This window comes from Morganella sp. HSTU-ASny43 (genome assembly GCF_022819185.1).
GTDB classification, from domain to species: domain Bacteria; phylum Pseudomonadota; class Gammaproteobacteria; order Enterobacterales; family Enterobacteriaceae; genus Morganella; species Morganella morganii.
In genome coordinates this window covers 1-4,262 of record NZ_WSPG01000060.1, presented here as the reverse complement: position 1 = coordinate 4,262, position 4,262 = coordinate 1, and the positions used below count along the sequence as shown (strand labels likewise).

Annotated in this window: 2 protein-coding genes; both read left to right on the top strand. The window is 46.9% G+C overall.

Annotation, left to right across the window (positions count from 1 at the left end):
* Positions 1 to 146 precede the first annotated feature (146 nt).
* Positions 147 to 1,856 carry a pyridoxal-dependent decarboxylase gene (locus tag GN208_RS17550; RefSeq protein WP_004240468.1) on the top strand — a complete coding sequence of 570 codons (1,710 nt, stop codon included), beginning with the start codon at positions 147 to 149 and terminating at the stop codon, positions 1,854 to 1,856.
* A gap of 374 nt (positions 1,857 to 2,230) precedes the next feature.
* Positions 2,231 to 3,547, top strand: a complete 1,317-nt coding sequence (locus GN208_RS17545) for a sodium-dependent transporter (protein ID WP_004236374.1) — start codon at positions 2,231 to 2,233, stop codon at positions 3,545 to 3,547.
* The last annotated feature ends 715 nt before the right edge of the window (positions 3,548 to 4,262 follow it).

Here is a 4,262-nt window from a genome sequence, read left to right as displayed (position 1 = left end):
ATTGAATGTATATATATTATTGATATTTATGATTTTATTATTAATTTCGTAACGTGATTTATAGTTCTGAGATCATTTAAAATGCAATGAATTTGGCGCAAAGTAATGACATTACCTCAGCGTAATTTACTATTTTGGAGCTCATTGTGAATCAGTCAGAACTTATCACGCTCGCCTCTGCGAATGCGTTAAATAAAGATTTCGAAGTTAAATACCAAAACGTCATCAGTGATTTCTTCAGCCGGGATCCCGGCAAATGGCCGATTTTTAATCACCCGCAAATTCAGGCAATTACTCAGTTCCGCCAGACCACCGACGCGGATGTGCAGCAGATCAACCGCTATCCGCAGGGTAAGGATCTTTTTGCACAACTGGCCGGTGAGTCACATGTCCGTCAGAACGTGATCCGTCCGGGAGAAGGGCAGGATGATTTACTGGTGTTTGCGTCCGCGCTGTGCAAAAACTGGGAAAACCCGCTGGCCGTGGAAAACGTTATCGCCATGCCGTCAGACCCGGCAGTTTACGGCTCTATGCTGGGCTTGCTGGGTAACCCGAACATGGTGTACTGCGAATACTCCGGTGTGGCGGATAACATGGAAAAAACCGTTATCCGTAAAGTGGCCAATCTGATTGGCTATGATGCGGACAAAGCATCCGGTCTGTTCACCCAGGGCGGAACCATGTGCAATCTGTACGGCTATCTCTTCGGGATCCGTAAATCGCTGAAACAGTCAAAACATCTCGGGATGTCCGTTGATCAGGATTTCCGGATCATCAACTCACAGGGCGGTCACTACTCCAATATGACTAACCTGTCCCTGTTAGGTGTGGATATCACAAATAAAACAATCCGTATCCGGGTGGCGTCAGATAACACCATTGACCTGGCGGATCTGGAGCAGCAAATCCGTGCCTGCTATACCGTCCACTGTAAGATCCCGGTGATCCTGCTGACCGCGGGAACAACCGATACCTTTGGTGTCGATGAAATCAAACAGGTTTATGATCTGCGCAACCGCCTGTGTGAAGAGTTCGAAATTACAGAAAAACCGCATATTCACGTGGATGCGGCGGTCGGCTGGCCGATTATTTTCTTTATTGATTATGATTTTAACACCAACCCGCTGGCGATTAACGATGCCACCCTGGCTGGTCTGCGTCACAATGTTGAGAAATTTAAACAGCTGAAATATGCAGATTCCATCACTATCGACTTCCACAAATGGGGTTATGTGCCGTATACCTCGAGTCTGGTGATGGTGCGTGACGGTGATGATTTCAAAGCACTGGAAAATGACCCGGAAAACTTCACCTATTTTGAGCATGCGCTGGAAGGGCAGACTCACCTGCAATCCACCATTGAATGCAGCCGCAGCGGTGTCGGTGTGTTCGGGGCTTATGCCGGATTGCATTATCTGGGGGTTGAGGGTTATCAGACCATCATTGCGCACTGTCTGCAAAATGCGAACTACATGCGCAACCAACTGCTATCCATGGGCAATGCCTGTGTGATGGTGCCGGAAAACCAGGGGCCGAGTGTCGGTTTCCGTCTCTATTCACCGAAACTGGTGAATGATCCGCAGGCAATGTTTGCACACGAACTGACCTGTGCCGGAGATAAAACGGCCTATGACATGATGGTGCGCAACAGCCGCTGGCATCGTGAGCTGTTCCTGAAACGCGGTAAAGCAGGACTGTTTACCAACTGGGTGGATTCTATCGCCTGCTCGGCCTATGCGGAGCATAACCGGTTCGCGTATATTCCGGGGGAAAAGGCGGTCTTTATGAACCCGGTGACGCAGCGTCATCATATCGATGCATTTGCAAAAATGCTTAAAACCATGAGTGCAGAATAAAAAAGGGTGTTTTTTTCTTTTCTGTTTGTGGTATAAGAGAAAAAGAGCGTCAAGGCAGTGTCATATAACGGCACTGCCTGTGAAGCAAAAATTAATGATTTTCAGAGAAGAGTAAACCGATGAACCGCATGATGAACCGTCAGCTAAGCCTAAACCTACTACTCAGTTAGGTGGCTTCGTTTATCTGTTTTTCTTCATAAGCCACCAGTAAGGTGGCTTTTTTGTGCGTGTAAACCTGCTGGTGGAACTGTTTTTTTCGGGAGAGTTCCTATGATGTCAGGTTTTACCGCAAGGATTATTATCAGCGCAGTTTCACGATCGGTCTGTTGTTCTGCCGCCGCTTCTGTCTCTCAGATAACACAGCAGGAGGCCGTATGAGTCAGCAATGGACATCCCGTTTTGGTCATATCTTAGCCGCTGCCGGGTCTGCCATCGGCATCGGCGCCATCTGGAAATTTTCGTATGTAGCCGCCAATAACGGCGGTGGCGCCTTCCTGGTTGTTTTCCTCTTATTCAGCTTTGTTATCGGTCTCGCGGTATTACTGGCTGAAAATATCCTCGGCAGCAGCACCCGCAGTGAAGCCGTCAACGCCTTTAAAAAAATGATGGGACGCCACTGGGCGTGGATCGGGGTTATCGGCGTATTCAGCTCCTGGTGTATTTACAGCTTCTACAGCGTGGTCGGTGGCTGGACTATCGGTTACACCGTGATGGCCGCCGCCGGAGAGCTGAACATTACTGACAGCAGCCAGCTGACCGGCATTTTCACCCGCTTTATCAGTAACCCGTGGTGGCCGGTGATTGCCCACCTGGTGTTTGCGGGGATGACCTGCTTTGTGGTACTGGCCGGGGTGCAGCGTGGGCTGGAAAAATCCGTGAAAGTAATGATGCCGTTACTGTTTATTATTATGATCGTGCTGATTATCGTCGGGATAAGCTTACCGGGCTCATCCGCCGGACTGAAATTATTCCTGTATCCTGATTTCAGCAAACTGACCGGCAAAGGCGTGCTGGATGCGCTGGGGCTGGCTTTCTTCTCCCTCTCTATCGGTCTGGGGATCCACATTACATACAGCGCGTATTTGTCTGATAACAAAAGCATTGCCAACTCCAGTATGTGGGTGGTGATCCTCTCGTGCATGGTGTGTGTGCTGGCCGGACTGATGATTTTCCCTGCATTAGCGGCGGCCGGTCTGGAAGCGAATGCCGGTCCGGGTCTGACCTTTATGACCATGCCGGTGTACTTTGCCCATCTGCCGGGCGGATCTGTGCTGGCAGTGACGTTCTTTGTCCTGTTGCTGATGGCGGCGCTGACATCTGCTATCTCACTGCTGGAGCACATTGTGGCGTATGTTCAGATGCGTTTTCAGTGGACACGCCGCAGAGCGGGCCTGGTGGTGACGGCATCGATTATGTTGATGGGGATCCCGGTGTCATTATCTTTTGGGCCGTTAAGTGATGTGACGCTCGGCGGGAAAACGATTTTTGATATCCTCGATTACCTGACATCCAATATTCTGATGCCGCTGTTCGGTATTGCTGTCTGCCTGATTTTCGGCTGGTCACGTAAAGCGAATGCGCTGATTCCGGAAAATATTACCGGACTGAAACGTCAGAGTTTATTACTGGTCTGGCGTTATGTGGGACCGATCTGTATCGGTGTGATTCTGGTACACGGTCTGATCAGTTAGTAACAGATAGAAAAACGGCCCGGGATCCGGGCCGTTGTGTTTTACTGACTATCAGAACCGGTAATTCCCCCCGGGAAGCCGCTGAATGAGCGGGCGGCATCGGTTTTGATGCTCATCTCATTAAAAAAGACAGAAAGGATGAAAATGAAATGATTGTTTCAGGTGATCATCACTATTAAAACGAATAATAAACAGAATATAAATTGTCCGCCTACGTATAAATAGCTGACTGTTTTACAAGGATAATCGTCTTATTATGCATTTTCAGGTGTTATTCACTATTTTTACTCTTTTTGTGGTGATAATAGCTGATTAATTAGATTTGATTTATCCCGGAAGAAAAATAAGATATTTAATATTAATTGATTTAAATCAAAATAAATAACTCTCCATATTATGGAAATTGATTTTTTTAGTGATAAATAACTGCGTGACTTTATTGAAAATAGCATTTATTTGAGCTTAACCGATTAAATAACACCGGATGAGAATGTATTTCATTTTTATTTTAAATGGCTGTGGTTATGTGAAATTCATTATTCACCCTGATTCAGTTAATTCTGAAAACACGCAGGGTTGTATCTGAATAACGGGTGAGAAGCAGATGGTAAATGCTGCCTGTTTTCCTTTCGGTAGTGAAAAATTCCGCCATTCTCATTGCGGGTAGCCGGTGCGCTATATATTAAATTGATATAAATAAATAAATCCTATAAAT

Bases quoted from the DNA above. Each gene is read 5' to 3' on its own strand.
- GN208_RS17545 (WP_004236374.1), top strand. From the start codon at position 2,231: ATGAGTCAGCAATGGACATCCCGTTTTGGTCATATCTTAGCCGCTGCC.